The sequence below is a fragment of the Kordiimonas pumila genome (assembly GCF_015240255.1).
GTDB lineage: Bacteria > Pseudomonadota > Alphaproteobacteria > Sphingomonadales > Kordiimonadaceae > Kordiimonas > Kordiimonas pumila.
Genome location: NZ_CP061205.1, coordinates 2,599,639 through 2,625,738, shown reverse-complemented (window position 1 = coordinate 2,625,738; position 26,100 = coordinate 2,599,639). Strand labels below are relative to the sequence as shown.

General features: G+C 44.8%; 22 protein-coding genes. 12 read left to right on the top strand and 10 right to left on the bottom strand.

Annotation, left to right across the window (positions count from 1 at the left end):
• Nucleotides 1–18: 18 nt before the first annotated feature.
• The 3 genes from ICL80_RS11510 to alaS all read left to right on the top strand — a co-directional run bounded on the left by ICL80_RS11510 (nucleotide 19) and on the right by alaS (nucleotide 6,434).
• A complete protein-coding gene (locus ICL80_RS11510; protein ID WP_194212391.1) occupies nucleotides 19–2,406 on the top strand; it encodes an ATP-binding protein in 2,388 nt (795 codons plus the stop codon).
• Nucleotides 2,407–2,528: 122 nt separating this feature from the next.
• Entirely contained in the window at nucleotides 2,529–3,614 is a 1,086-nt protein-coding gene (gene recA, locus ICL80_RS11505; protein WP_194212390.1) for a recombinase RecA, read from the top strand.
• Nucleotides 3,615–3,797: 183 nt separating this feature from the next.
• Nucleotides 3,798–6,434: an alanine--tRNA ligase gene (alaS, locus tag ICL80_RS11500; RefSeq protein ID WP_194215841.1), complete on the top strand. Its 2,637-nt coding sequence runs from the start codon at nucleotides 3,798–3,800 to the stop codon at nucleotides 6,432–6,434.
• A 120-nt stretch (nucleotides 6,435–6,554) separates the two neighbouring features.
• Here the strand turns inward: alaS and ICL80_RS11495 are convergent, their stop codons facing one another.
• On the bottom strand, nucleotides 6,555–7,769 hold the full coding sequence (locus ICL80_RS11495) for an NADP-dependent isocitrate dehydrogenase (RefSeq protein WP_194212389.1): 1,215 nt from the start codon (nucleotides 7,767–7,769) through the stop codon (nucleotides 6,555–6,557).
• A gap of 177 nt (nucleotides 7,770–7,946) precedes the next feature.
• On the bottom strand, nucleotides 7,947–8,546 hold the full coding sequence (locus tag ICL80_RS11490; protein ID WP_228073443.1) for an LOG family protein: 600 nt from the start codon (nucleotides 8,544–8,546) through the stop codon (nucleotides 7,947–7,949).
• A 235-nt stretch (nucleotides 8,547–8,781) separates the two neighbouring features.
• Between ICL80_RS11490 and ICL80_RS11485 the strand changes: the two genes are divergently transcribed.
• Complete coding sequence (locus ICL80_RS11485; RefSeq protein ID WP_228073441.1) at nucleotides 8,782–9,693, top strand: LysM peptidoglycan-binding domain-containing protein; 912 nt, start codon at nucleotides 8,782–8,784, stop codon at nucleotides 9,691–9,693.
• 2 nt (nucleotides 9,694–9,695) lie between these two features.
• Here ICL80_RS11485 and ICL80_RS11480 read toward each other — a convergent pair whose 3' ends face one another.
• Nucleotides 9,696–10,106, bottom strand: a complete 411-nt coding sequence (locus ICL80_RS11480; RefSeq protein ID WP_194212385.1) for a hypothetical protein — start codon at nucleotides 10,104–10,106, stop codon at nucleotides 9,696–9,698.
• 241 nt (nucleotides 10,107–10,347) lie between these two features.
• On the opposite strand from ICL80_RS11480, the gene ICL80_RS11475 reads away from it, so the two are divergent.
• The 3 genes from ICL80_RS11475 to ICL80_RS11465 all read left to right on the top strand — a co-directional run bounded on the left by ICL80_RS11475 (nucleotide 10,348) and on the right by ICL80_RS11465 (nucleotide 12,723).
• A complete protein-coding gene (locus tag ICL80_RS11475; RefSeq protein WP_194212383.1) occupies nucleotides 10,348–11,001 on the top strand; it encodes a phosphatidylserine decarboxylase in 654 nt (217 codons plus the stop codon).
• A 21-nt stretch (nucleotides 11,002–11,022) separates the two neighbouring features.
• Nucleotides 11,023–11,787: a CDP-diacylglycerol--serine O-phosphatidyltransferase gene (gene pssA, locus ICL80_RS11470; protein ID WP_228073439.1), complete on the top strand. Its 765-nt coding sequence runs from the start codon at nucleotides 11,023–11,025 to the stop codon at nucleotides 11,785–11,787.
• 126 nt (nucleotides 11,788–11,913) lie between these two features.
• Nucleotides 11,914–12,723: a kinetochore Spc7 family protein gene (locus ICL80_RS11465; protein ID WP_194212381.1), complete on the top strand. Its 810-nt coding sequence runs from the start codon at nucleotides 11,914–11,916 to the stop codon at nucleotides 12,721–12,723.
• Between the two features lie 545 nt (nucleotides 12,724–13,268).
• Here ICL80_RS11465 and ICL80_RS11460 read toward each other — a convergent pair.
• The gene (locus ICL80_RS11460; protein WP_194212379.1) at nucleotides 13,269–13,451 is read right to left on the bottom strand and encodes a hypothetical protein; all 183 of its coding nucleotides are present in this window, start codon (nucleotides 13,449–13,451) and stop codon (nucleotides 13,269–13,271) included.
• A 185-nt stretch (nucleotides 13,452–13,636) separates the two neighbouring features.
• Here ICL80_RS11460 and ICL80_RS11455 point away from each other — a divergent pair, with 185 nt between their 5' ends.
• From ICL80_RS11455 to ICL80_RS11435, 5 genes are all read left to right on the top strand, one after another.
• The gene (locus tag ICL80_RS11455) at nucleotides 13,637–14,956 is read left to right on the top strand and encodes a Ppx/GppA phosphatase family protein (protein ID WP_194212377.1); all 1,320 of its coding nucleotides are present in this window, start codon (nucleotides 13,637–13,639) and stop codon (nucleotides 14,954–14,956) included.
• Nucleotides 14,953–15,675 (top strand): RlmE family RNA methyltransferase, encoded by a 723-nt coding sequence (locus tag ICL80_RS11450; protein WP_194212375.1) that lies wholly within the window; start codon nucleotides 14,953–14,955, stop codon nucleotides 15,673–15,675. The genes ICL80_RS11455 and ICL80_RS11450 overlap by 4 nt, the downstream gene beginning before the upstream one ends.
• A gap of 144 nt (nucleotides 15,676–15,819) precedes the next feature.
• The gene (gene guaB, locus ICL80_RS11445; RefSeq protein WP_194212372.1) at nucleotides 15,820–17,289 is read left to right on the top strand and encodes an IMP dehydrogenase; all 1,470 of its coding nucleotides are present in this window, start codon (nucleotides 15,820–15,822) and stop codon (nucleotides 17,287–17,289) included.
• A 5-nt stretch (nucleotides 17,290–17,294) separates the two neighbouring features.
• Nucleotides 17,295–18,626 (top strand): RsmB/NOP family class I SAM-dependent RNA methyltransferase, encoded by a 1,332-nt coding sequence (locus tag ICL80_RS11440; protein ID WP_194212371.1) that lies wholly within the window; start codon nucleotides 17,295–17,297, stop codon nucleotides 18,624–18,626.
• Between the two features lie 52 nt (nucleotides 18,627–18,678).
• Entirely contained in the window at nucleotides 18,679–19,173 is a 495-nt protein-coding gene (locus tag ICL80_RS11435) for a tetratricopeptide repeat protein (RefSeq protein WP_194212369.1), read from the top strand.
• Between the two features lie 34 nt (nucleotides 19,174–19,207).
• On the opposite strand, the gene trmFO is transcribed toward ICL80_RS11435, so the two are convergent.
• From trmFO to ICL80_RS11405, 6 genes are all read right to left on the bottom strand, one after another.
• The gene (gene trmFO / locus ICL80_RS11430) at nucleotides 19,208–20,545 is read right to left on the bottom strand and encodes a methylenetetrahydrofolate--tRNA-(uracil(54)-C(5))-methyltransferase (FADH(2)-oxidizing) TrmFO (RefSeq protein WP_194212367.1); all 1,338 of its coding nucleotides are present in this window, start codon (nucleotides 20,543–20,545) and stop codon (nucleotides 19,208–19,210) included.
• 109 nt (nucleotides 20,546–20,654) lie between these two features.
• Complete coding sequence (locus tag ICL80_RS11425) at nucleotides 20,655–22,589, bottom strand: NAD(P)-binding protein (RefSeq protein WP_194212365.1); 1,935 nt, start codon at nucleotides 22,587–22,589, stop codon at nucleotides 20,655–20,657.
• Between the two features lie 7 nt (nucleotides 22,590–22,596).
• The gene (locus ICL80_RS11420) at nucleotides 22,597–23,154 is read right to left on the bottom strand and encodes a cupin domain-containing protein (RefSeq protein WP_194212363.1); all 558 of its coding nucleotides are present in this window, start codon (nucleotides 23,152–23,154) and stop codon (nucleotides 22,597–22,599) included.
• 33 nt (nucleotides 23,155–23,187) lie between these two features.
• A complete protein-coding gene (locus ICL80_RS11415) occupies nucleotides 23,188–23,934 on the bottom strand; it encodes an alpha/beta hydrolase (RefSeq protein ID WP_194212361.1) in 747 nt (248 codons plus the stop codon).
• Between the two features lie 178 nt (nucleotides 23,935–24,112).
• Nucleotides 24,113–25,405, bottom strand: a complete 1,293-nt coding sequence (locus ICL80_RS11410) for an FAD-dependent oxidoreductase (protein ID WP_194212359.1) — start codon at nucleotides 25,403–25,405, stop codon at nucleotides 24,113–24,115.
• Nucleotides 25,406–25,407: 2 nt separating this feature from the next.
• Nucleotides 25,408–25,875 (bottom strand): hypothetical protein, encoded by a 468-nt coding sequence (locus ICL80_RS11405; protein ID WP_194212357.1) that lies wholly within the window; start codon nucleotides 25,873–25,875, stop codon nucleotides 25,408–25,410.
• Between the last annotated feature and the right edge of the window lie 225 nt (nucleotides 25,876–26,100).

The window sequence follows — 26,100 nt, the reverse complement described above, 5'->3', positions numbered from 1 at the left end:
GATAATAGCAGGCGCTTTATGGAGAGCAGATTACCCCAACCCATCAGGGAGGCGCTTCTTGATAATGAGATGCGCTCTGGTATGCGTTTGCTGGCAACAGCACTTTCTGGCTTTATTGGTGCTGGCGGGGTTTCGCTGATCTTTTATTTAATATGGGGCAGCACTGCGGCTGTTCTTGTCGGCAGTTTTATCCTTATTTTAACTTCTTTTACTATTTTTAAGGCGCTTAGAAATCTTGATCAGCCACTTAGGCGGCGTGACATGATGGATAAGGAACTACTCAATACACTCGTGGAAATGGATCGTCGGGCGATATTGATTACTAGTCTGGATGGAGGTTTTTTAACCTCAAATCACGCCTTCGACAGGCTTTCAGGTGGCCAGATACGAACCTTATATGACTTAACCGGAGCCGAGAATAGTGATGACCAGATGGCAAAGCTATTGCAGCGAGTGGGTCAACATGGCTCTGCTGAAGAGTTTTTCAAAAAATCGGTAGCTGAGCAAAAGTCGTTCACGCTTTCAGGGCGTAGGATTGGGTCATATATTTTATGGCGTATTGTTGTAACTAACGCGCAGGAAAGGCTTGAATACGAAAAAAGCAATATTCAGGCATGGGCAGCCCCTATTTTTGAGAAGCTTGAGTGTGGTATTGTGCTGGAAGATTCAATCGGTCGCCCGCAGTATATAAATCAGGTGCTACGGGACTGGCTAGGACTTGAAGGTGACAACCTGCCTGCTAAAATTATTACAAAGTCTGGAAACAGTCAGCTTCTTATCGATAATAAACGGCGCATAGATGTTGATGTTATTGACGTTCCCTTAAAGACGCGAGAAGCAGACCGGGTAATTGGGAAATACAGGTTTATTCGTAAACTGGATCAAATGCGGGGAAGACTTATCCCTGAGGGGCGCGAATTTTTGATTGACCCAATTTTTGATGCTGCTCCTGTAGCAATTGCTGTTGTTGATCAGGATGGGGTTATCATTGAGTATAATCAAACGCTTAAACGGCATATTGCAGGCAAAGGAATTGCTATTGGCCATGCTGTTGTTGATATTGTGCAAGAACAGGACCGCGCCGTATTATCATCTCTTATCAAAAATACGTACGATGGTCAGCCATTTACACACCCTGTGGATATTGTATTTAATGGCCAACAAGAACGGGTTGGGCAAGTTTATTCAACATCAATAGCAAAAGCCAGTAATCGGTTCGCTATTCTCTATATTGTTGATACAACACAGGAAAAAAGCTTTGAACGCCAATTTGTGCAGGCACAAAAAATGCAAGCGGTTGGGCAACTGGCAGGGGGGGTTGCTCACGATTTTAATAATTTGCTCACAGCAATAATAGGGTTCTGTGACTTGCTTCTTGTTCGCCATGATGCTGGAGATCAATCTTTTTCTGATATTATTCAAATCAAGCAGAATGCAAACCGGGCAGCAAATCTAGTGAGGCAGCTTTTAGCTTTTTCTCGCCAACAAACACTGCGCCCCAAAGTGTTAATGCTAACGGATATTTTAGCTGAAATTTCCAACCTTATTCGGCGGTTGATTGGTGAAAACATTGATCTTCGCGTTATACATGGGCGTAATTTGGCTCCTGTGAAGGTTGATCAGGGCCAGCTAGAGCAAGTCATTATAAATCTTGCTGTTAATGCCCGTGATGCTATGCCAGACGGTGGGCGACTTGAAGTTCGTACAAGTATGATTGGCCCCGATCATGCGCTCATAGAACGTTATGATGTTATTATTCCGGATGATTATCTTTTAATTGAAGTAGAAGATACTGGTTGTGGTATTTCTACAGATAATCTGAATAAGATTTTTGAACCATTTTTCACAACAAAAGAAGTAGGGCAGGGAACAGGCCTTGGGCTTGCTACTGTATATGGAATTGTAAAGCAAACGGGCGGGTTTGTGTTTGTAGAGTCCGAAGTTGGTAAAGGTACAAATTTCCTATTGTTTTTAAAGGCTCATGCATCAGAAGCTGATGATAAAGAACCTGAGCCTGAGGTCATTGCTGCCCGTGATTTAACCGGTAAGGGCACTGTCTTAGTGGTTGAAGATGAGGATCCGGTTCGAATGTTTGCTTGCCGAGCACTAACAAATAAAGGGTATAAGGTTCTTGAGGCTGCATCCGGTGAAGCTGGGTTGGAGATTTTGAAAAACAGTTCAGAAACAATTGATCTTTTGATTTCTGATGTGATTATGCCGTCAATGGATGGTCCTACCTTGGTGAAAGAAGCCAGAAAAATGTTTCCGCATTTACCAGTTATATTTGTTTCTGGATATGCAGAAGATGTATTCCGTGAAAACCTTGAAGCAGAAGAGTTTTTATACCTTCCTAAACCATTCTCTTTGAATGAGCTTGCCGAAAAAGTAAAATCCATTCTTGGCTAGTATATATAGTAAATGCACAGAAAAAGAACAAAACAGGAATATAGCTATTGCAACATTGGAACAAATGGGGTACAAAACGATCATTGCAAGGCTAAACCACCTGTGGAATAAGGGAGCTAATAATGTCATTATCAGAACTGAAATTGGTCAAGGGAACTTCCATGGATAAAAATAAGGCGCTTGAAGCTGCGCTGAGCCAGATAGATCGTGCTTTTGGCAAGGGCTCTGTTATGAAGCTGGGTCAAAAAGATATTAGTGTTGATGTGGAAACAGTTTCAACTGGATCTCTCAATCTTGATATTGCTTTAGGTATCGGTGGTCTTCCAAAGGGGCGTATTATTGAAATATATGGCCCTGAAAGTTCTGGCAAAACAACGCTAGCCCTTCATGCTGTTGCTGAATGTCAGAAAGCAGGTGGTATTGCTGCATTTGTTGATGCGGAACATGCTCTTGATCCCCGCTATGCAAAAAAGCTTGGTGTTGATGTCAACGAGTTGCTTATTAGCCAGCCAGATACTGGGGAGCAAGCACTTGAGATTACAGATACACTTGTTCGCTCTGGAGCTGTAGATATTTTGGTTGTCGATTCTGTTGCGGCTTTAACGCCTCGTGCTGAGTTGGAAGGCGAAATGGGCGATAGCCATGTTGGTTTGCAAGCGCGCCTTATGAGCCAAGCTCTTAGAAAGCTAACAGGCTCGATTAGTAGATCAAATACGATTGTTATTTTCATTAACCAAATTCGTATGAAAATTGGTGTTATGTACGGTAGCCCTGAAACTACAACAGGCGGGAATGCCTTGAAGTTCTATGCCTCTGTTCGGCTTGATATTCGCCGTGTTGGAGCCATTAAGGATAAAGAAGATATCGTTGGAAACACAACCCGGGTTAAAGTGGTGAAAAACAAGCTCGCACCACCCTTCAAACAGGTTGAGTTTGATATTATGTACGGTGAAGGGGTTTCCAAAACCGGGGAAATTTTAGATCTTGGGGTAAAAGCTGGCGTTGTTGAAAAGTCTGGTTCTTGGTATAGTCATTCTAGCCAGCGGATTGGACAAGGGCGCGAAAACGCTAAAAAGTTTTTGCTTGAAAACCCTGACATTGCCAATGAGATTGAAAGCTCTATTCGCCAAAATGCGGGGCTCGTTAATGAAGCTATGTTGGTTGATCCAAGTACAGAAGACGATGAAAACTCTGGTGCTGACGAATAATAGACTGTAACTTTAATAACGCGGGCAAAGGAGCGGAATTTTTCGTTCCTTTGCCTTTTTCGTTACATTGGCTGGACAGCCTTGCTTCGGAACTGTAAAACAACTTCGCTACGCTATTCTGGCATCTTGAGCCGGTTGGCTAATATTTTTGTATGTGTGCAGAGGCTTTGTATGACAGGTTCCATGTCAGGTGCTAACGATATCCGGAAAACATTTCTGGAGTTTTTTAAACACAATGGTCATGAAGTTGTGCCATCAGCATCGCTTGTTCCGATTAATGACCCAACGCTAATGTTTACCAATGCAGGTATGGTGCCCTTCAAGAATGTTTTTACCGGCATTGAAAAGCGTCCTTATTCGCAAGCGACTTCTTCGCAAAAATGTGTGCGTGCGGGTGGTAAGCACAATGACCTTGATAATGTTGGTTATACAGCGCGGCATCATACATTCTTTGAAATGCTTGGTAACTTTTCTTTTGGTGACTATTTTAAAGAACAGGCAATAACTTTAGCGTGGGATCTTATTACCAAAGAGTATGCTCTTCCTAAGGAAAAGCTAACAGTTACGGTTTTCCATGAAGATGATGAAGCTTTTACTTTGTGGAAAAAGATAGCAGGGTTGCCTGACGAAAAAATTATCCGCATCGCGACGGCTGATAATTTCTGGTCAATGGGTGATACAGGTCCTTGTGGGCCGTGTTCTGAAATATTTTTTGACCACGGCGATCATATTTGGGGTGGACCTCCAGGGTCACCTGAAGAAGATGGTGACAGGTTTGTGGAAATCTGGAACCTAGTTTTTATGCAGTATGAGCAAACTGCTTCTGGTCGCAATGACCTGCCACGCCCCAGTATTGATACAGGTATGGGGCTAGAGCGAATAGCAGCGGTTTTACAGGGTACAAATGACAACTACGAAATTGACACTTTTAAGCGCTTGATTGCAGCCTCAGTTGAGGTAACCGGTGCAGCAGAAACCACACAAAATAGAGCATCTCACCGAGTAATTTCTGACCATTTACGTGCCTGTAGCTTTTTAATTGCAGATGGCGTTAGCCCTTCTAATGAAGGGCGTGGGTATGTATTGCGTAGAATTATGCGCCGCGCTATGCGCCATGCTCATATGCTGGGTGCCAAAGACTTGGTTATGTATAAGTTAGCGCCAACCCTAATTGGAGAAATGGGACAAGCATACCCAGAACTAGTTAGGGCAAAAAAACTAATTGAAGAAACGTTGAAACTGGAAGAAGCACGCTTTCGGCAAATGCTTGAAAAAGGCTTGAACCTTCTTGAGAATTCTTTGGTGGATCTAAACGGGGATACCTTGCCCGGAGAGACAGCCTTTAAACTTTATGACACGTATGGTTTTCCTCTTGATCTTACACAGGATGCGCTGCGTGAGAAAAAACTGAAGGTTGATATTGACGGTTTTAACCGTGCGATGGATGAGCAAAAAGCAAAAGCCCGTGCGGCATGGTCTGGTTCGGGGGATGCTGCCTCAGATGATGTCTGGTTTAATATTCAGGATAAATTTGGCAGCACAGAGTTTATTGGTTATTCAACCGAAAGAGCGGATGGGAAAATTGTTGCCCTTGTGAAGGACGGCGCACAGGTTACTGATGCTTCTGCAGGTGACGAGGTCGCTATTCTCACTAACCAGACTCCTTTTTACGGCGAATCTGGTGGTCAAATGGGCGATACGGGCAGCTTTGCAGCCCATTCGGGTGCGGCAACTATTATTGATACAGGGAAGGCTCTCGGTGCTCTCCATGTTCATAAAGCTAAAATCACGTCCGGCACGATTTCTGTTGGAGATACGGTTGATCAACAGGTTGATACTGAACGCCGCAGTAAGCTAAGAGCTAATCATTCAGCCACCCATGTGCTACACGAAGCTTTACGCAGAGTTTTGGGTGAACATGTCGCTCAAAAAGGCTCTTTAGTTGCAGCAGATAAGCTACGATTTGACATATCACACCCAAAAGCCATCAGCGCAGATGAACTACATCGTGCAGAGCAGGTTGTTAATAAAATCATTAGAGGTAATGCTGCAGTTGAAACGCGGTTATTAAGCTATGATGATGCCCTTGAGGCTGGTGCTATTGCTCTCTTTGGCGAAAAATACGGCGATGAAGTGCGGGTCGTCTCGATGGGCGATGAATTCGAGGTTGAAGGCCGTACTAGATACTCTGTTGAACTTTGTGGTGGAACGCACGTGAAACGATTAGGCGATATAGGCCTAATGGTTATTGTATCTGAAAGTGCTGTGTCTGCTGGTGTACGCCGTATTGAGGCTCTTACTGGTGAAAGTGCCTTGCAGTATCTCTTGCAGCAGCGAAGCATGCTTGCAGATGCGGCAGATGCGCTCAAAGCTAAGCCAGAAGAAGTACCTGAGCGCATTACTGCGTTACAGGCTGAACGTAAACAACTTGAAAAAGACTTATCCGAGGCAAAGAAAAAAGCTGCACTTGGAGGCAGCACTTCAGCGCCGGATGCTATTGATGTTTCAGGCATAAAGTTTCTTGGGCAAGTACTTGAGGGTGTTAGCCCTAAGGACCTTCGCGGCCTTGCTGATGATGCGAAGAAAAAACTGGGAAGTGCAGTGGTTGCTTTTGTTGCGGTTAATGACGGTAAAGCAGGGCTTCTTGTTGCTGTCACCGAAGATCTTACTAATCGCTTTAGCGCAGTTGATCTGGTTCGTGCTGGCACTGAGGCTGTTGGTGGCAAAGGCGGAGGTGGTAGGCCTGATATGGCACAGGCTGGTGGCCCGGATGGTTCAAAAGCTGCCGCTGCTATTGAGGCGATTAAAGCCTTGCTTTAGAGCAAGGCTTGCAATTGTGTTGTTAGGTGACTTTGGTATTTTTCCGCTCCAAAAATGTATAAGGGTTGGAAAGAAAAAGGCTGCATAAAGCAGCCTTTTTCTTATTGTTTTATTGGTTCTCTAACCTAAGGCCGCTTTGAGATTTTCATCAACTTTGTCAAAGAATTGAGCCGTTGTCATCCAGCTTTGGCTTGGGCCAATAAGCAGAGCCAAGTCTTTGGTCATTGATCCGGTTTCCACTGTTTGAATACACACTTTTTCAACAGCTTCAGCAAAAGCAACAACTTCCGGCGTATTATCCATTTGACCGCGATATTTAAGGCCGCGTGTCCATGCAAAGATAGAAGCAATTGGATTTGTTGATGTTTCTTTACCTTGCTGATGCTGACGGTAGTGACGTGTTACGGTACCGTGTGCAGCTTCTGATTCAACAGTTTTACCGTCTGGGGTCATCAACACTGATGTCATTAGGCCGAGGGAACCAAAGCCTTGGGCAACTGTGTCAGACTGTACATCGCCATCATAGTTTTTACAGGCCCAAACAAAACCACCAGCCCATTTCATGGCGCAGGCGACCATGTCATCAATCAGGCGGTGTTCATATAAAATGCCGGCATCTTTGAACTGTTGTTCAAATTCTGTTTCAAAAATTTCCTGAAACAGATCTTTAAAGCGGCCATCATATGCTTTTAAAATTGTATTTTTAGTCGATAAATAAACTGGATATTTCCGAGCAAGGCCATAATTCATACTGGCGCGGGCAAAATCCTTGATACTTTCATCAACGTTATACATGCCCATAGCGACACCAGATTCAGCAAATTCGTAAACTTCCCGTTCAATGGCTTCTCCGCCGTCAGCGGGATCAAAGCGCATTGTAAGTTTACCTGCGCCAGGAACAAGAAAGTCAGTCGCACGGTACTGGTCACCAAAAGCATGACGGCCAATAACGATTGGCTTTGTCCAGCCTGGAACCAAGCGAGGGACGTTTTTCATGATGATAGGTTCACGGAAAACGGTACCACCTAGGATGTTGCGAATTGTGCCGTTCGGGCTGCGCCACATTTTCTTGAGGTCAAATTCTTCAACGCGTTGCTCATCAGGTGTGATGGTGGCACATTTAACGCCTACACCGTGTTCTTTGATCGCATTAGCTGAATCAATTGTTATTTGGTCATCTGTTTCGTCGCGTTTTGTGACTGATAGATCATAATATAGCAGGTCGATATCAAGATACGGTTGAATTAATCGTTCACGAATCCATTGCCAAATGATCCGTGTCATCTCGTCACCGTCGATCTCAACTACTGGATTTTTTACTTTTATTTTACTCATAGGGTCCCTCAAAGTAACTGGTTGCCGGAAGGGCTTATATTAGCCGATCTTTAGAGTGGCTAAAATTGGGCGCACACTAGCATCAAGATCGTAAGAGTTGAAGTATAAAGGTACAGAAAGTCTGTGTTTCTCAGAGAATAATACTGTTTTATCAAAATTCATACCTTTTAAAGTCTTTTATTGTTCTGGTTGAGAAGTGATGTGTTGACGCCCACATAAAAAATCTATTGCTTCTTCGCCTGTTTCAACAACGGTGATGAGTTTTCCGTGTTCTTCTGATGCAAAGCCATCTTCTACAACATGCTTGATCAATTCGATTAACGGTGACCAAAAACCGTTGTGATTAACAAGAACAATAGGTTTTTTATGCAAGCTAAGCTGCGCCCATGTCATCATCTCCATGGTTTCATCCAGTGTACCAAGGCCGCCAGGCAATACAATGAACGCATCTGATCGATCAAACATCATCTTTTTGCGTTCATGCATATTATCAGTGATATGAAGCTCCGAGAGGCCATCTTGCGTGATTTCAACCGCATCCAAATGCTGTGGAATAATGCCTATTACAGGTGCACCAGCATCACGTGCTGCTCGGGCAACAACACCCATTAGGCCAATGCTGCCTGCACCATAAACCAACTGCATATTCTCCTGTGCAATAAGTTCACCTATTTTTGAAGCCAAAATTTTATACTCAGGCTTATTTCCCATGCGAGAGCCGCAATAGACACAGACTGATTGAATTGCGGAAGGGAGTGGTATAGAGCTTTTTTTCACAATATAAATCCAGTTATAAAGCTAAATGACAAAGTTTTGACATGATTTAGATAAAATCTATTTAAATATATCATCTTGATTGTTAAGGCTTTGTTAGAGCCGAGTAACGGGGTACTATGGGCAGAAAGAAAGTTACAGTATTATTATGCGCCCTAAAATTCTTATAGGCACAATAATTGTTGCCACTTTGATTATAGCTTTGGCTTTATGGTCGGGCTTTAAAGAAGATATGCCTTTGTCTCAAACAGAAAGCAATGAGACCACAGAGGCGGTTGATAATTTCAATCAGGATCAAGAAAAATCTGGCACGCCAGCTTTTGATCTGGTGCGTATATCAAGAGGTGGCACTGGTGTTATCGCAGGACGTATGTCACCGGGGGCGCATGTAGAACTTTTTGCGAATGGTAAAAAAATTGCTGAAGTGACTGCTGATAAAAACGGTGAATGGGTTATGATTCTTGAAGAACCACTAGAAGCTGGTTCTGTAGAGTTAAATCTTAAAGCTAAAGCCAGCGACAGTGATACGGTAATAGAGGCTGACAACGTGGTTGTTGTTTCTGTACCTGAACGTGAAAGCGATCGTTTCCTTGCTAGAGAACAAAATGGTGTTGTAGCTGTGCTTACACCAAAAGACGGTCAAGGGGGCAGTACTGTGCTCCAAAAACCCGGTGTTGCCGCTTATGCCGAGGTAGGAGAAAGCCTTAGCCTTGATACAGTTGATTTTGGTGAAGGTGGCGTACCAGTGTTTACAGGCCGATCACTTCCCAGAGTTGAGGTAAGGGTTTATCTGGATGATGTTTTTATAGGTTCTAGCCGTGCAGATGATGCTGGTCGCTGGTCTGTTAGCTTGTCGGAAGACCAGGAACTTACAACGGGCTCTCATGTAGCTCGGCTTGATCAAACCATTGGTGATGGCAAGGTCCAGTTACGAATAGAGCAACCTTTTGAAACTGGAGAACCAATTGATTTGTCAATGGCGAAAGGAGGGGTGTTTGTTCGCCCAGGCAATACCCTTTGGCAGATTGCAAGGCAACTATATGGCTCAGGGGTTCGCTATACGTTAATTTTTAAAGAAAATAGTGAGCAGATAAAAGATCCAGACCTTATATATCCGGGGCAAATGTTTGAGCTTCCAAAGAAAAAATAAGTCTACTGTGTAGGCTTTAAAAGGCTGCGCAATTGATATAAGTGCTTTTTGGATTCAAGTAAAATAAGGGTCAAGCAGTTTGTAAGGTTTAACCCTGTTTGATGATCTGCCGTGCTCGTTAAATTACGGTAATATATTGTTCCGTTTTGGTCCATTTTGTAGCTGCCATCACATGTTCGGTTTATTATGAAAAACTGCTGCAACGCCTGTGCTCGTTTTTCTGGAGCTTCTGCTGTGAAATAAAGCCGGCCCAGAACGGCGTTAACCTCAACAATATATGTACCAGACCTGTCTTTTGAGGATGTTGCTGAAAATTTTATACCGGCCCATTCAAAGTTTATGGCATCGAAGTTTTGTGCGTCAAGAGAGTGAAGATGTTGCTGAATTTGATCCAGTTTTCGTGCAAGTTTCATATTTCTTATGCCTGATAACTATGAAAATAACAGCACATCATTATGCGTTTATCTACAGCATGGCTAATTGTATTTAAACAAGAGTTAAAAAAGTGTCTAAAATTTTAAAGAGTAAGAAGATAATTAAAAGGTTTTGTGGGAGTGATGTACCTAGGAATCCAGTTTAACTGTTTATAAATCTTGACGCCAGCATTGCAAATCGCCAGTGTGCGGTAAATTTACACAAGAAAATAGGTGCTTCATGAAAGCGACAGACGCTGTTCTTACTCCCATCCATAAAGAGGGTCATATTTTTGTGGCTATCTTTTTTGTTATCTCAATGGTGTTGTTTTTTGTATGGGAGCCTTTAGGCTGGGTTGGATTGTTATTGTCAGCTTGGTGCCTGTATTTTTTCCGCGATCCTGAACGGTTTATTCCAGATGATGAAGCTGTTCTTGTAAGCCCGGCCGATGGCACAGTGTGTGCTATTGTGCAGGCAATACCACCTGCAGAACTTGATATGGGTAACGCGCCGCGTACACGTATTTCTATTTTTCTTTCGGTTTTTAATGTGCACGTGAACCGACTGCCTGCCGCTGGGGTGATTACTAAAACAGCTTATGTGCCGGGCAAATATTTAAATGCAGCAGCAACAGAAGCGAGCGAAGAAAATGAAAGGCAATTGATCCGTATGACTACGGTTGACGGAAATGACATTGCTTTTGCCCAGGTAGCTGGCCTTGTAGCGCGCAGAATCTTATGTGACCTTGAAACAGGCCAGGCTGTAGAGCGCGGTGCGCGTTTTGGATTGATCCGCTTTGGTAGCCGAACAGATATTTATCTTGATGACAAGCAAGTGGCCGCAGTAAAAGTAGGCCAAACCATGATTGGCGGCGAAACAATTATCGCTCGATAAAATATCAACAAGGGTAGTCTTGTGCGCGAACCTAAAAAAGCCTTGCTCTTTAAATCAATATCTATTCGGACAATTTTGCCGAATGTTGTTACGTTATTTGCTTTTATGGCAGGGCTAACTTCCATTAAGTTTGCCTTGTCAGGCAAGTGGGAGTGGTCTGTGGCTGCGGTCATTCTCGCTGGCATATTTGATGGTTTAGATGGCACTGTGGCAAGGCTTCTTAAAAGCACGAGTAAGTTTGGGGCAGAACTGGATTCTTTATCTGATGTTGTGGCTTTTGGAGTTGCCCCTGCCGTTATCCTGTATCTATGGGTTTTGCATGATTTGGATAGGCTTGGTTGGGCAGTTGCTTTGATTTACGCTATTGCTATGGCTTTAAGACTGGCAAGATTTAACGCTAAAATTGACGATGCTTCTGACCCACGTAAGCGGTTCGGCTTTTTAACGGGCGTACCAGCTCCAATGGGAGCAGGGCTTCTTTTAATGCCTATGATGATAGAGTTTGGTGTTGGCGATGGTACTGCAAGCTCGAACGGACTTCTCATCAGCTTTTATTCTGTCTGTATTGCCCTGTTAATGGTGTCTACTATACCAACTATTTCCTTGAAAGCGCTTCGAGTACCAAAAGAATGGTTCGTCCCGGTTATGTTGGTGATAGGAATCATTATAGCTGGACTATTTGTGCGTACATGGATTGTGTTCATGCTTATAGGTATGCTTTACATTGTTTCCATGCCTTTAACCTACTGGGCTTTTAAAAAGCGACTTGCTAGTAAAAAACGGTAAAATTTATAAGCTTGCGCGCTTGGCACCTTCTTTGCATTTCTAAAATCATATTTTAACCCTGTGGTTTGGCCGAAACATAACTAATTGTTATTATTCATGTTTTGGCATCATTGGAAAGGTAAAGTCATGTTGGGTGCAAAAAATGCCCGTAAGAACCGGCAAAACTATATAGGTAGACTTGCAGTTTATACCTTATCAGCATCATTGTTGGCTGCTTGTTCTTCTCAGCCAAAACTTTGGCAGGGTGATGATATTATAGTAGAAGCCAGACAAGAAGTGCTTGAACGTGATGTATACACGGTCAGTGATAATCACCGAGAATTGAAAGACCGATTTGACGCGCTTGAACGGCTGTATGTTGAACTGGTACAAAGTATGAGATTGCAAGAACAAAAAATGGCAACTCTACAGGACCATGTCTCCAAAGTTCAAAAAGACCCTGAAGTAGCCTCTTACATGAAAAGGGTGAGCGGAGACATAGCAACTGTGCGTCAACAAATGAAAAAACTTGAAAATAGGGTATTTTCAGTTGAGGCAACTGACAACATTAGCTCTATGATCAATGAAGCGGCGCCTACGGGAACAGCAATTACCGGTGCTACAGTCAGCCCTAATGCAGAAGCTGGTACACCGGTGAACAATAATACGCCGGCTACACAGCAAACGTTTTTTGGTATTCATCTGGCATCATATAGGTCACAGGATCAGGTTGCATCGGGGTGGGCAGGTCTTGAGCAAGCTTTCGGAAATGACCTTGAGGGGCTAACACCGCTTATTTATACCCAAAGTCAGGAAGGTATAGGAACATTTATGCGATTAATAGCTGGCCCGCTGATTACAGAACAGGAAGCCATATCACTGTGTGGCAGAATTCGTCAAAATGCTGCAGAACAATATTGTAGGGTTTCTGAATATCAGGGTGAGCCAATTGGATAACAGGCAGTGCTGTTTTTAGCCCGTTCAGTTGCCTCTATATTCAAGAAACAGACAAAAAAGTGCTTTTCAATACACACTTTATAAAAAAGCGACAATTTTATGTTTATCGGATCTTGACACTAAACGATAAATTTAGTCCCATGCTTATCCCTTGGTAAGATGGGTTATCCAGCTTGGGGAGGTTGGTTATCCCGGCGCCTTTTATATGGCAGCCATTCAAATCATAGGGGCCGAGCGCATTCCTGGGGGGAAGCTCGGATTAGGCGCGGTGCATCAGCTTTTAGCTTGTTCGCCGCGCCTTTCGTTTTAGCTGATTGAAGATAGCAGACCCCCCCCTTGACCCCTGCGTGAGAAGATATCCGCCTCTTTATCATGAGAAGCACTGCGATTGGTTCCGTTTATGTATTTGGTCCATTGTTGAATGCTATGGGAAGCCTTTTCGTTGGGATAGTGCACGCGGTGTGAATGACTACACGATAAGTTTTTATGAATTTTCATTGGCGTACGCAGTGTGCATACGCCGTATCACCACGATTTGTTTGTCGCTATTTGATATTCAATGCTCGGTATGAAATGTGCGCAGTATCAGTGATGCTAGGCTGTCTATGGGCACGAGGTGCCTTTCGGAATTGGCTGTAGAGACACATAAAAGCATCTTGCAGAAGTGCAAGCCCTGCTGCTCCTATAAGGATAAACATGGTAAGCGCGGCAATATGTTCAACTGTCATAGCAATATCTCCATATGTTCTTGGTATGTTCTATTTCGACTGCGCCGCCATGTCAAGAACATAATAAGAACATTTTCAAATATGGCAGTTTTGATACATTTATTTGCCTATCGCACATAGATGGTGGTAAGAAAGGGGTAAGTGAGCAGTTAAACTGCGATAAAAACATAATAATGAGATAGAGTATGCCATTGGATTCTGGGCAATGTAGCCCTCCAAATGTGCAATTGGGTGAAAATATAGCCAGTGATAACACTGAAAAGCCCAAGAGCACTGAAAAGCCCAATAGTACTGAAAAAACGAATGGTACTGGGAAGAAACAACAACGTGCCAGACGGCGAACTCGCCGATCTGGGGTGGATTCTAGCTCGTTAAAATCATCTCGCCAGCCTGGCGAGGAAAGCTCGCCGAAACCAAGCCGCCCTATACAGCGCTATGACACTATTTTTGATCGAGGCGTATATAGCGCTATTGATCTGGGTACTAATAATTGCAGACTTTTGATTGCTCGGCCAACACGGCATGGGTTTAGGATTGTCGATGCATTTTCCCGCGTTGTTCGGCTTGGTGAAGGCTTGTCACATACTAACATGCTGTCTGAAGCGGCGATGTCACGCACGATTGAGGCCTTGAAGGTCTGTGCAGAAAAAATTAACCGCCGTAATGTTACCTGCATGCGTCATGTTGCAACGGAAGCCTGTAGGGTTGCGGATAATTGCGACGAATTTATTCTGCGTGTGAAAGAAGAGACCGGCCTTAATATTGATGTTATTTCAGCGAGAGAAGAAGCTCGGCTTGCAGTGATGGGCTGTCAGTCACTGATTGCGCCAGGAAACCATAATGCTTTGGTTTTTGATATTGGTGGTGGCAGTACTGAGTTAATTTGGGTAAAAATGCACCCAGGTAGAGCAACTGAAATAGCTGGCTGGATGTCGATACCGTGGGGTGTTGTAAACTTATCAGAAAAATTTACGCCCAGTAATATTGATAGTGATTATATTTTGCCAACAGAAAAATACCGGGAAATGGTTGGTGCCGTTAAAGGACATTTAACGGCGTTCGAACAAGCGCACAAAATTTCCACTACAGTTAATCGCCGCAAAACACAGTTATTAGGCACGTCAGGCACGGTAACAACCCTTGCAAGCCTGCATATGAAATTACCACGCTATAACCGGGATAAGGTTGACGGTGCATGGATGAAGTCATCAGATATAGCCGCACTTTCACACAGTGTTGCGGGCATGAGTTACGGAGAAAGAGCAGCCCTTGCCAGCATTGGTCAGGAAAGGGCTGATTTGGTCGTTGCTGGTTGCGCTATTCTAGAGGCAATACTAGGCATGTGGCGTGTGCCAAGCCTCCGCGTAGCGGATCGCGGTATTCGAGAAGGTATTTTACGTGGCATGATGCAGATTGAGACAATGCCTGTACAAAATAGCGACAAAAAGAAACAACGAAATGTCTACGCTCCCCATAAACAAAACCATAAAGGAACCCCTAAATGACCAAAGACAAGGGGTGGAACAATACTGCCGATCCTAAAAGCCGGGCGCGTGGTGCAAAGGTTAGGGTTAAAACCGCGCGCGGTAGAAAAACATCTTCCACGCGCTGGCTGCAACGTCAGTTAAACGACCCATATGTGGCAGAGGCTAAACGGCTAGGTTATCGCTCACGTGCAGCTTTCAAGCTCATTGAGCTAGTCGACCGTTATAACTTGCTGCAAAATGTTCATAGGGTTGTTGACTTGGGGTGCGCCCCAGGCGGCTGGACACAGGTTCTTGCTGAGCGGTTGTCAAGCAAAAGCCAGATTATTGGAATTGACCTACAGGAAGTGGAGCCTGTGGCAGGTGCTAATATCTGGGTTATGGATTTTCTGGATATTGATGCGGAAGAAAAACTGATGGCAGCCCTTGATGGCGCTGCAGACCTTGTGCTTTCCGATATGGCAAACTCTTCAACTGGGCATAGGCAAACTGATCAGGTGCGTACGATGGCACTTTGTGAAGCTGCGCTTGATTTTGCGATAAAAGTATTGGCCCCAGGAGGTGCTTTTGCAGCAAAGGTTTTGGCGGGTGGCGCTGATAACCATCTTATGAGGCGTATGCAGTATCATTTTAAAACTGTAAAACATGCAAAGCCACCTTCAAGCAGGGCTGGTTCAAAGGAATGGTTTGTTGTGGCCCAAGGATTTAAGGGGCTCAGAGACGAAAAAGCCGACAGTTAACTAAAATTGTTTTCTGTATTAAGAAGATTAAGATTGTCTTTGTAATAACTTCACGTTATTGAACGGCGAACATCCAACCCCTGAACGGCAATGCAGTAGATTATTGCCAGCGCGCAAGCGTCAGATTTTTGAGCAGGAAAGAAAATGGATATTCGCCTCGGCCTTACTTTTGATGATGTTCTCCTTGTACCCGCTGCCAGTGATGTAATGCCTGCACAAGTTGATGTGCGTACGCGTATTACTAAAGAAATTTCACTGAATATGCCTTTATTATCCGCTGCTATGGATACTGTTACAGAATCTCCCATGGCTATTGCTATGGCGCAGGCTGGCGGTATTGGAGTTCTGCACCGTAATATGACAGATGATGAACAAGCCGCAATGGTTCGTCAGGTCAAAAAATACGAATCTGGAATGGTTGTAAACCCTGTAACAATGTACCCAGATCAAACACTTGCAGATGCAATTGCTTTGATGGCCGGGCATAAAATATCAGGTATTCCAATTGTTGAGAGATCAAACAACAGTGGGCCTAAAAAGCTGGTTGGTATTGTGACGCACCGAGATGTGCGCTTTGCAACAAAAATGGATCAGCCCGTTTCCGAGTTAATGACCCGTGATGTTGTGACTGTGCGAGAAGGTGTGTCCAGTGAAGAAGCAAAAAGGCTTTTTCACCAACATCGTATTGAAAAATTGATTGTTGTTAATGACCAGTATCTCTGTGTTGGTCTTATCACTGTTAAAGATATGGAAAAGGCCGTAACTAATCCGAATGCCTGTAAAGATGCACAAGGCCGTCTTCGTGTTGCAGCGGCTATCACGGTTGGGGATAAAGGCTTTGAGCGCGCTGGTGCGCTTATTAACGCTGAGTGCGACCTGCTGGTATTGGATACAGCACACGGGCACTCGGCACGTGTTATCGAGCAAGTTGCTAAAATTAAAAAGCAATGGGGTCATGTGCAGTTGGTTGCCGGTAATGTGGCAACAGCGGCTGCCGCCGAAGCACTGATTGATGCCGGTGCTGACGGCATCAAGGTGGGTATCGGGCCCGGGTCTATTTGTACCACGCGTATTGTTGCTGGTGTTGGTGTGCCACAGCTTACAGCCGTGCACGATGTAGCGAAAGCTGCTAATAAACACGGTATACCAATTATTGCTGATGGTGGCCTTAGAACATCTGGTGATGTTGCAAAGGCAATCGCGGCTGGGGCTAGTGCTTGTATGGTAGGTTCACTGCTCGCGGGTACTGAAGAGGCGCCGGGCGAAGTATTTTTATATCAAGGCAGGTCTTATAAGGCTTATCGTGGTATGGGGTCTGTGGGCGCTATGGCCCGTGGTTCTGCGGACAGGTATTTTCAGGATGATGTTAAAGATGCGCTTAAGCTCGTGCCTGAGGGTGTTGAAGGGCAGGTGCCTTATAAGGGACACGCGAGTAATGTTCTGCACCAACTCGTAGGCGGTCTCCGTGCTAGTATGGGCTATACAGGTAATGTGACTATTGATGAGATGCGGACCAATGCAGAGTTTATTAGAATCACCAATAGTGGTTTAAGTGAAAGTCATGTGCATGATGTTAGTATCACTCGGGAATCACCAAATTATCCGGGTAAGTAGATTTTATGCTGCCCGGTGCGCGCCTTGCTGCCTTTATTGAATTAGCTTGTGAAATTGAGCGTAGCATAGCTTGCCGGGCTAGACCTGCAGATTTACTGGTTAATCAGTATTTTAGAAGCAGGCGCTATGCTGGTTCAAAAGATCGCAAAGCAATTACAGCTTATATTTACGAGTATTTACGCTGCCGTGAGCTTTTAGTATGGGCTCAAAGCCAACTTGTTGTGCAAGAAACGGAGCGGCTTTTACCTCTCCTTTTTTTAACGCGGTATTATCCTGACCTCATGGAGCTTCTTGACGGGTCGTCACAGTATTCTCCCGAGGTTTTAGATGAAGTTGAAGCCGAACTTGTTCATAAATCATTAGACCTTGATTGGTCTAAAGCTCCAATGGAAGCAACACTCAATACACCAATATGGGCACTACATGGCTTATTGAAGCGCTTTCCAAGTAGTATTTCTACTGAAATGCTTGCCATGAACATGCCGGCCTTTTTTGACATAAGGGTGAATACTTTAAAGGCATCAATGAATATAATTTATCAGTTTAAAGAATCTGTACAATGTATTGAAAAAACAAATTTTTCTTCGGTTGGTGTTCGCGTTAAAACGCCTTTAAATTTAGGGGCACATGATACCTATAAAAAGGGTCAAATAGAAGTTCAAGATGAAGCTGCACAAATTGCTTCTGCTTTAATCGCGCCTCAGCCAGGTATGAAAATCATTGATTTATGCGCTGGTGCGGGCGGTAAAAGTCTCACTGTTTCCAGCATCATGAACAATAGCGGTAAAATCATCGCGTGTGACATATCAGAGCACCGGCTTGCCGAGGCAAAAAAGCGTGCTGTAAGGGGAGGTCATTCAAATATAACCACATGTTTACTACCTGAAGACCGTGTTCAGCGTGATGATATGTTGGCGCAGTATAAAGGTGCAAGTGACCGTGTGTTTATTGATTCACCGTGCACAGGCACTGGCACATGGCGTAGAAGCCCGGATCAGCGTTGGCGTTTTAATTCTGATACGTTAGCGGAAATTACCGAGATGCAACGCTCTTTGCTGTTGGAAGGCGCTAACCTTGTAAAAGCTGGTGGCCGCCTAATCTATATGACATGCTCTATGCTGCCGCAGGAGAATGAAGATATCGTTAAGCAGTTTCTTGAGGGACAATCATGCTTCGGTTGGAAACTTCTAGATTATCGTACTGTCTGGCGTGAAACGGACCTGAGCGATAGAATACCTGCCACAGCAGCCCTTATTCCTGAAACATTACAGCTAACACCAGCACAACACGAAACGGATGGTTTTTATATTGCAATATTTCAACGTGAAGAAGGTTAGAGACAATTAATCTTTTTTGGTTTAAAATCGCAGTATACAGTAGAGGTTGATTATGTTTTCAAAAGTAATTTTAGTTTCTGGTTTTGCTATAGCCCTTTCTTCAGTCGCGCTTGCAGAAACCAGCCCAAAGTTTCAGGCAATCTCGAAACAGCTTGTTGTTTCAGCAGAAGCAGCGCAAGTAGAAGAAAAGTCAGATGATGCAATGGTGCTATATGAGCGTGCACTTGTTGCTAATCCATCAAATGTTGATGCCTTGGTTGGTTTGGCGCGGACTCATGAAATATTGGGCAGTGTTGGCAAAGGCTTGAAGTATTATAGACAAGCCCTTGAAATTGAACCCGATGATACATCTGCCCTTGAAGGACAAGCTGTTGCCTTTATCAAGCGTGATATGACTGACCGCGCCAAAGATAACCTTGATAAACTGGTGAAGCTATGCCCAGAAGGCTGCGCCTCACTTAGCATTGTTGAGGCAGCGATCGCTGATTATGATGCCAAAACAGCAGCTAAAAATGATAATGCCGATACGCCAAACCCTAAAAGTTAAAAGCCGCTTCTAATAAAAGAAACGGCTCATATTTCTAGAATGCTAAAGATGCTTTCCATGCATCAATATCGGCTAGTGCACGTTTGCTCATCGCTGGTTTACGCTCTTTTTTATAAACTTTACCTTCAAGAGCCGGAAATAGACCAAAATTAACATTCATAGGCTGAAATGTTTTTGCATCTGCCCCGCCTGTAATGTGGCTTAGGAGGGCACCAAAGGCTGTTGTGGCTGGTGGCGGTGTTGGTGTAGCACCCAGCCGTTCAGCTGCCGAAAAAATGCCGGTTATCAAACCCATTGCAGCACTTTCAACATACCCCTCAACACCTGTAATCTGGCCAGCAAACCTGAGACGTGTATCTGCTTTCATGCGCATTAGGCCGTCTAGTACCAGCGGGCTATTAATAAAAGTATTACGGTGCAGGCCGCCAAGTCTTGCAAATTCTGCATTCTCAAGCCCAGGTATTTTTTTGAAAATACGTATTTGCTCCGCGTATTTAAGTTTTGTTTGAAAACCAACGATATTGTAAAGCGTGCCTAGTTTGTTATCTTGGCGTAGCTGGACAACAGCATAGGCTTTGTCGGTTGTGTGAGGGCTTTGCAGCCCAACGGGCTTCATGGGGCCAAAGCGAAGCGTTTCTGGGCCTCGTTCTGCCATTACTTCAATGGGCATACAGCCTTCAAAGTAAGGTGTATTTCCTTCCCATTCTTTAAAGTTCGTTTTTTCACCAGTATTAAGATCATGAATAAATTCTTCATACTGTGCTTTGTTCATTGGCAAATTGATATAATCAGCGCCGTCGCCTTTATCATAGCGACTTTGGTACCATGCGGTATCAAAATTGATGCTGTCTTTGTATATGATAGGGGCAATTGCATCAAAAAAAGCAAGGCTGTCTTCGCCGCAGAGATCAAGAACAGCTTTTGATAAGGCAGGTGATGTGAGGGGTCCTGTTGCAACAATTACATTATCCCAATCTGCTGGTGGAATTCCGTTAATTTCACCGCGTTCTATGGTGATATTCTGGTGGTCTTCAAGCTGTTTTGTTACATCTTCAGAGAAAGCGTCCCGGTCAACAGCAAGGGCAGAGCCTGCGGGTACTTTGTGTCGCTCTGCTGCTGCCATAATCAGTGAATTCATGCGCCGCATTTCTTCATGTAATAACCCAACAGCGTTATTTTCTGCGTCATCAGACCTGAAACTGTTGGAGCAAACCATTTCAGCCATGTTTTCGCTGTGGTGTGCATCAGTTTTCACAACCGGTCGCATTTCATGCAGAATAACAGGCACTTCACGGTTAGCCAGTTGCCATGCTGCTTCAGAACCTGCGAGACCGCCACCGATAACATGAACAGGTTTTATGCTTGCTGCCATAATGCTTACACTCTTTTTATTGATTACGTTTGGCAGTCTTTTAACTGAGGTATCCTGATTTTGTAAGCAAAAACTCTAGCATTTAGTGGGATTATAGGAGTTAATGAGGTTAAAGCATTGCCATAGCTTGCAAGGCGCCTCGGTGTCCCTCTGTCATAGCATGTGCCATGCTCATTAACCCGTGGAGTTCAGAATGTGCAAAGATAATACGCCCGTGTGGTTGGCGTAGCACCTCATGTGGGGCTTTATGGTTTGTTTTTCCCAAAAAGAAACCTGGCTGGGGTGCGCAAAAGGCATGACCCCACCGGTTTAAGATAATACCTGCTATATCGTGGCGTGCATCAAACCCTGCAACACTAAACAGTTCTGTCATTTTTAAGCGTATCTGATGTTCAATTTCAGCGTATGACTTAGCGAACATAGTTGCCCGTGCCGCCGGGCCTTGCGCTGAAGGTGGTAAATCAGGGCTGAGGAAGGGAATATAAAACGTAAGGATAATAGGATCATCAGGTGTCAATGGCTGTGTGTTTTCAAAGACCACATTGCGGCGAAGTGATACATGCCACCCAAGACCTTCAAACCACCGTGCTGCTGTAATACCAAGTTTGTCAAAAAAGCGCCAATTCCTTAAGGCAACATTTGCCGTTAGAACAGGGCCATGATGAAATTCGCTATATGCACTATAGAATGTCTCTGATAGGTCGGTCACGATGTTACGGTTAACCCATCCGCCAGAAGCCATAATTACGGATTTGGCGCGCGCCTTACGAATTACACCATCACGTACATAGGTAACAATCACATAGTCTGCAGAGCTGGGGTCACCTTCATGACTGACATTAACTGCTGTTGAGCCAAGGCGGAGGCGCAGTGGTGCACCAGCTCGGTCCAGCATATTAAAGTTGATAGCGGCGGATAATGTTTCAGTTACAGAGCCATTGCCGTTGATAGCATTAGGGATCATGCGTGCCAGCATCATACGCAAGATTGCAGCATTGCCACCAGGGAAAGACACAACCCCAATATCTGCAGAGCTTTCTCTCTCGTCGTTTCGCATTGTGCCCGGTAGCCCCAGGCGTTTTGCGGCATAGGCAGAAATCGCATTCCCGCACACGCCGAAGTTTGCAACAGCCATATAGGGGTCAATATATTGCCTGACCTGAGAGCCGTAGCCCAGCTTATCAAGCAGGTCAGTATAATAAACCGAATCAAGCCACGAATCTACGTTATCAGTGCCTGATACTATGCCCCGTCGATTGTTTACAAAATCGTCCATTTCCTTTTGAACATTGCTTGGCCAAGGAGTATTTTTAAATTGGGCATTTACTGGGTTTTTAACCCAGCCGTGGCCTAAAAAATGATAGCCGGTTTCGTAGTAGCTTTCTGATCCGGGTGCCATAGGGGCAAAGTGATAATTGGGGATATTATATCGCTCGGCCCCGCCAGATAACTGTTCCAAATCAAAGTGTGTTGGTATGCCTAGCTCTCGGTAATAATCAGTATATACGTTATAGGTGTCGCCGTCATAGCTGCCCTTTATAAAGGTATCTTTGAGGACAATTCCCCCATTTGATCCTTGTGGTGCAGTTAGTCGCTTGCCATCAACAATAAATTCATTCTGTTTAGCCTCACCTCCTATTACAGGATGGTTTTCCAACAGAAGGCAGGTTTGCCCATGGTTAGCCCGTTTGTTGAATTCGTAAGCTGCGGTCATGCCAGAGAAACCACCACCCACGATAATGAGGTCAAAGCTTTCATCAGCCGAGTTTTCTGTGGTGTTAGGGTAAAGCTGATCGCGAATACCGTGTGCGGCAGTTACTACAGCTTCAGTGTTTCCATTAGCCCAGCTATAATCACCAATGCCGCCGTATCCTGTCCAGGATGAGCCGGAGGGAGCATACGGTGTTTCCCTTATGGCTACAGCATACGCGTGTCGGCCCATCAATGCTGCACCAGCGCCGGCTAGTGTACCATTAACAAAATCCCGCCGTGTAATAGGGGATGACATTCCAAGGGTATCGTTTTTTGATTTAAAAAAACTCATGATAGCCTCATGAATACGTATTGTGGGCTTTACCACGTTCTATGAAGGTCAAAAAAACGCGTAAATTTTCGTCCGGGTGGGTATTTTCCACCCCGTGTGCCACCTCAAGGGGCGTATGAATGTGATCGCCTTTTTTAATTGGTACAATCTGGCCATCAATCTCCATCTGGCCTTGCCCGCTTATGATGTAATAGTATTCATCAAACGCCCCTTCTTTGTTGCGGTCATCAAGAAAATGAATGTGCACCCCTTCGCTTGCACCAGGCGGTAGGTCATAGATCATGAAATGCGCAGGCCAAGGCGTGTTGGCAAAACGGAAAAACTTTGCTTTGCCAACGCCTTTACCTTGATGAATACCGGTAATTTCGACCATCCCATCTACTTCAGCATCCTTTGTAAAGGTCGCTTTGGGGGCTATTGTATTCAAAGCCTTGCCCATGGGGGCAGGAAGCATGGTTGAAAGCGCTTGTTGGCTCATCATGGCAAAACAAGCACCGGTTGCAGCAAGCATGCTGCGGCGGCTAGTATTGATATAAGTATTTTTAGGTTTCTGTTTTTTGACCATTTTCTCGCCTTTCTAAGTTTACAACCGGCAACTTTAAGGCCAGCTAAAAGCAAAGCGTAAAGCTTGTGTAATAGAACGATTGGGTACGGTCATGTGCCCTTCACTTGCATAAATTTCAGACTGGGTTAGCAAGCCGTATGCCGATAGAGGTTCCATTCGTTTGATAAACGCCTCTGGGGCCCACAATTCAAGGCGTGTTTCTTCAAGCTCGCCAGCAACCACCATTAGCCGGCTAACTTTTGGAATTTCCCATGCTTTCAAGCGTGTGGTGAAATCCTGTTCTTGCTTCAACATTTCTTGCTCGTGCCAGAATAAAGACGGGCTGGCAGCGATAATAGCGTGGAAGGCACCAGGTTGAGTGAATAATACATGCACAGCAAACAAGCCACCTAGTGAGTGCCCGAATAATGCTTGTCGGTTCAGGTTGATTTTATAGCGTTTTGCAATTTCTGCTCGTAGTTGACCTGTCAAAAACTCGAGGAACTGATCTTGCCCACCGCTGCGCATGTTTGCTAAGGCTGCGTAAGCAAGCGAATCTGTTGGGCCTGCTGTGAAATCGTATAATCGTTGGGCATCATAAGGCTTGTTAGTCGGGTAACCGATGCCAACAATGATAGAATTGCCGATTTCAGATGCTTCTTGTATGCGGCGCGCTTCAGCAAAGCTTGCAAATACAGCGTTGCCGTCAAGCACATAGAGTACCGGCCACCCTTCAGTAGGTGCATCAGTCTCGGGGTATGACACAAAGATGCGGTATTTTTCCCCTTTGTTGGAGGTCATGTCCCATACTTGGGTGGAGGGCATAGTGTATTCTGCGGTATTATCACTGGCTAGCACTTGTTGAAGCCGTACTGACAGTAGACAAACAGCGAGAAGTATTAGAAGATTTTTTGTAACAAATTTCCCCCATAATCTGAGCATTTCAAGACCTCCTGTATTTTCATGCTATATCTAAAAATCAGCTATGTATTTTATGTGACGACAAAGTGAAACGAGCATCTTCGGTGCCTTCACCAAGGGCAAGGTTAGCAACATAACGCCCAACGGCAGGGCCATGTTTAAAGCCATGCCCGCTGCCCCCGCCCACGAACCAGACATTATCCCAAGCCGGGTGTTGGTCGATTAAAAACTCCCCATTATCGCTATTTTCATATTGGCATACTCTGGTCTCTGAAAGCGGGCACATAGAAAGGTCTGGAAAACGATGTGAAAGGTAGGCCCTAACGTCGGCAATTGCATTCTCAGGAACAAGGCGGTCGCCTTTATCTGGGTCGTATGCAGGGCCGTGCGCATCAAGTGCTATTTTAAAGCCTCTGGATTCAATGTTGGGGAAACCATAATGCAAATCCTTACTGCTTACATCAACCCATGCTGGGAGATGTGCTCCTTCGAAACGGGTATCCCCAGCGTGCGGTGCAAAGAAGAAAACATTTTGGCGTGTTGGAATAATTCGCTCACCAATCACATCAGGAAACAGCTTTGGTAGCCAAGGGCCGCAGGCAAAGATAAAACGGTTTGCATGCAGCATTTCACCGGCGGTGCCGGTAATTGCATCCAGTGATGCCTGTTTGGAATGTGGCGGGCTAACGGCGAACTGACGAAAGCTACCGCCAGCTTTTACAAATTCATTTACTAGGTTTTGAACACTTCGCCGGGCCATTAGAGCACCCATGGTTGGTTGCATGACACCAACTGCAATGTTGTCAAAATTGATCTGAGGCCAACGCCTTGACATCTCAGACACACTAAGCTTTTCAATAGGGATATTGAGTGCTTGTTGGACCGCGATGCTTTGGTCTATTTTGGTAGTGTCTTCAGGGTAGATATAAAGCGCTCCTACTTCGTGAAAGATAGGACTTTCATGCCGGTGAGATAGTGCTTTCCATTCACTGAGAGATTCCCACGCCCACTGTGTATAGAGCGGATTAGCGGCATATTCTGTTCTTATTAAACGTGTTTCACCGCCGGAAGAGGCGCGAGCATGGGCCGCGCCCCATGCGTCCACGAGGAGCACCTTATTGCCCCTGCGTTGCAAATTCCAAGCGGTCCATGCACCAAATACACCCGCACCAACGACAACAAAATCCCAGCTATTTGATGTTTTACTCTTTGTTGGCGCAGATAACCGATCAGCCCGCGTCGAAACTGTTGCCAGCAAACCTGCTGTAGCCATACCTCCTAGTATGTGCCGACGTGAAACCAATGTTTTTGTCATTGTCGTAGCCGGGCGTTCGTTATCAATATCTGTCATTGTTACTCCTTGGCTGCTTCAGGGTGCTCTGTCCGCCATGTATCAAGCCGCTCAATCCACTGAGCCGCAGAGACTGGGCCACGCGCCTTACTTTCTGTGTGCCATGCTACATTTTTTCGCACTTCAATGAAAAACGCGAGACCCGTCTTCAGATTCAACTCCTCGGCCTTTGCTGTCATGGCAGCTTGTTGATCTGGGGTGATGGGTGTTTTAGGATATGGTTTGAATAAAAGCACATCCCAGTCACCGCCGTGTTCATGAAGGAACATCTGCGTAGGAGGTTGCCCACCTACTGCTGAGACCTGATCCCATTTTTCTAATGTGCGTATGAAGCTTTCTAGCTTGCCTGGCGCCATTTTGAAGACTTCAAACTCTGCTTCAGGCCATGGCTTCCCATCATCGGCGATAGCTGTCTGTTGATGAGTAAGAGCCGCTATAAAGAGTGTGCACAGTAGATATATTGGTTTCATGAGACCCTCCTAAATATGTCTTTTTAACAAGGCAACTTAGTGGAAAGCTTGATACTTTCTTGTTAAAAGTAACGGCTGGCCGTTAGGGCTGCTATGTATTTGATGGGTGAAAACCAAGTATTTCGGGTATGTCTGATATTTTCATGATCAGACTTTGGTGATTGGGACATTATCTGAGGGTAGGATATGGGCAGGAGGTGCTTACTGATATCGGCTTTATACTTG

Coding starts and splice junctions, on each gene's coding strand:
- ICL80_RS11480 (WP_194212385.1), bottom strand. CDS start 10,106: ATGAAACTTGCACGAAAACTGGATCAAATTCAGCAACATCTTCACTCT.
- ICL80_RS11455 (WP_194212377.1), top strand. CDS start 13,637: ATGCCATTGGATTCTGGGCAATGTAGCCCTCCAAATGTGCAATTGGGT.
- ICL80_RS11420 (WP_194212363.1), bottom strand. CDS start 23,154: ATGGTCAAAAAACAGAAACCTAAAAATACTTATATCAATACTAGCCGC.
- ICL80_RS11410 (WP_194212359.1), bottom strand. CDS start 25,405: ATGACAGATATTGATAACGAACGCCCGGCTACGACAATGACAAAAACA.
- recA (WP_194212390.1), top strand. CDS start 2,529: ATGTCATTATCAGAACTGAAATTGGTCAAGGGAACTTCCATGGATAAA.
- ICL80_RS11440 (WP_194212371.1), top strand. CDS start 17,295: ATGCTGCCCGGTGCGCGCCTTGCTGCCTTTATTGAATTAGCTTGTGAA.
- ICL80_RS11415 (WP_194212361.1), bottom strand. CDS start 23,934: ATGACCTCCAACAAAGGGGAAAAATACCGCATCTTTGTGTCATACCCC.
- ICL80_RS11475 (WP_194212383.1), top strand. CDS start 10,348: ATGAAAGCGACAGACGCTGTTCTTACTCCCATCCATAAAGAGGGTCAT.
- ICL80_RS11425 (WP_194212365.1), bottom strand. CDS start 22,589: ATGAGTTTTTTTAAATCAAAAAACGATACCCTTGGAATGTCATCCCCT.
- ICL80_RS11450 (WP_194212375.1), top strand. CDS start 14,953: ATGACCAAAGACAAGGGGTGGAACAATACTGCCGATCCTAAAAGCCGG.
- ICL80_RS11465 (WP_194212381.1), top strand. CDS start 11,914: ATGTTGGGTGCAAAAAATGCCCGTAAGAACCGGCAAAACTATATAGGT.
- guaB (WP_194212372.1), top strand. CDS start 15,820: ATGGATATTCGCCTCGGCCTTACTTTTGATGATGTTCTCCTTGTACCC.
- ICL80_RS11510 (WP_194212391.1), top strand. CDS start 19: ATGGAGAGCAGATTACCCCAACCCATCAGGGAGGCGCTTCTTGATAAT.
- ICL80_RS11495 (WP_194212389.1), bottom strand. CDS start 7,769: ATGAGTAAAATAAAAGTAAAAAATCCAGTAGTTGAGATCGACGGTGAC.
- ICL80_RS11435 (WP_194212369.1), top strand. CDS start 18,679: ATGTTTTCAAAAGTAATTTTAGTTTCTGGTTTTGCTATAGCCCTTTCT.
- ICL80_RS11460 (WP_194212379.1), bottom strand. CDS start 13,451: ATGACAGTTGAACATATTGCCGCGCTTACCATGTTTATCCTTATAGGA.
- trmFO (WP_194212367.1), bottom strand. CDS start 20,545: ATGGCAGCAAGCATAAAACCTGTTCATGTTATCGGTGGCGGTCTCGCA.
- ICL80_RS11405 (WP_194212357.1), bottom strand. CDS start 25,875: ATGAAACCAATATATCTACTGTGCACACTCTTTATAGCGGCTCTTACT.
- alaS (WP_194215841.1), top strand. CDS start 3,798: ATGTCAGGTGCTAACGATATCCGGAAAACATTTCTGGAGTTTTTTAAA.